The 1420-nt window shown below is 35.6% G+C and carries 2 protein-coding genes; both read right to left on the reverse strand.

What is annotated here, in order from left to right; translation table 11 throughout:
• Positions 1-677: SDR family NAD(P)-dependent oxidoreductase (locus OU788_RS12260; RefSeq protein ID WP_274635428.1), on the reverse strand; the 677-nt coding region annotated here is incomplete at its 3' end.
• A gap of 158 nt (positions 678-835) precedes the next feature.
• Positions 836-1420: nucleoside triphosphate pyrophosphohydrolase (gene mazG / locus OU788_RS12265; RefSeq protein WP_274635429.1), on the reverse strand; the 585-nt coding region annotated here is incomplete at its 5' end.

Raw genomic sequence — 1420 nt, forward strand, 5'->3', positions numbered from 1 at the left:
GTGTCTATAGCAAAAATGGTTTCAGCAACGTACTCAGGAGTATACAACTGGTCGTTTTCTTTTAAATCGATAAAGCGTTGTACGTTTTTAAAATCCTTTTCATCGGTACTTCTAATATCAGTTTGCATATTGGTATCAACCACACCAGGGTAAATGGCATTGCATTTTACCCCATTTGTAAGCTCGTTTTGTTCCGCAGCAATAGTTTTGGTCATCATATCAATAGCTGCTTTAGAAGTGCAATACACGCTCCAACCTTCATACGGTTTTACCGCAGCACCAGATGAAATACTAATGATTTGTTTTTTACAGTTTAGATGCTGTGTAGTTTCAATAAACAAACCAGATAAGATAAGTGGAGTAGTGGTGTTTAAATGAATGCTTTTAGCAATATCCTCCGAAGGAATATTTTCTAGGTTAGAAATAACGCCTAAGCGTCCCGCATTATTCACCAAAGTAATTGAGGTAACTTCTAGTTCTTTAATTTCATCTAGCAGCATTTTAAATGTAATGTGCGTTACTTTGGTATCCGATAAATCAACAGGTACCTGTGTAACATTTTGCAAATCTGCAATACTTCTCGATAACGAGTAAACTCTGTAGTTTTCTTGTGCATATTTTTCGGCTAAGGCTCTACCAATTCCTTTACTTCCTCCGGTAATGATAATGATGTTCATAAGAGTAAAAGTAAGGAAATAAATATAAGTTCACGTCATTCTGAACTTGTTTCAGAATCACACAAAATATGTTTGAAAGTTTGATGAGATCCTGAAATGAATTCAGGATGACGGTAGTCGATTATTTAAAAAACTTTTTTGAGTTTTCCCAATTATGATTATTTGAAGAATTCCTTCGAATTCTCCCAATGTACATCCATTTCAGCGAGGGTCATGTCAGAAAGTTGCTTGCCTTCTTTTTTGGCAGCTTCTTCTAAAAACTGAAAGCGATTGATGAACTTTTTATTGGTTTTTTCCAGTGCATTTTCAGGATTTACCCCAATAAAACGTGCGTAGTTAATCATGGAGAATAGTACGTCTCCAAATTCTTTTTCTATTTTTTCTTGATTGTTGTTTTTAATCTCGTCGTTCAATTCAGAAAGCTCCTCTTGAACCTTTTCCCACACTTGATGTGGTTCTTCCCAATCAAAACCAACCCCAGCAACTTTATCTTGAATACGGCTTGCTTTTACTACCGCAGGTAAACTTTTAGGAACACCTTCTAAAACCGATTTTTTACCTTCTTTCAGCTTTAGTTTTTCCCAGTTTTGTTTTACTTCTTCTTCATTTTCAACAACCACATCACCATAAATATGAGGATGGCGATCAATTAGTTTGTCTGAAATTGAATTGGCAACGTCGGCAATATCAAAAGCCTGTTGTTCGCTACCTATTTTAGCATAAAAGACGATGTGCAAAAGCAC

Origin of the sequence: Tenacibaculum sp. L6 (assembly GCF_028823685.1) — a bacterium.
In the GTDB taxonomy this organism is placed as follows: domain Bacteria; phylum Bacteroidota; class Bacteroidia; order Flavobacteriales; family Flavobacteriaceae; genus Polaribacter.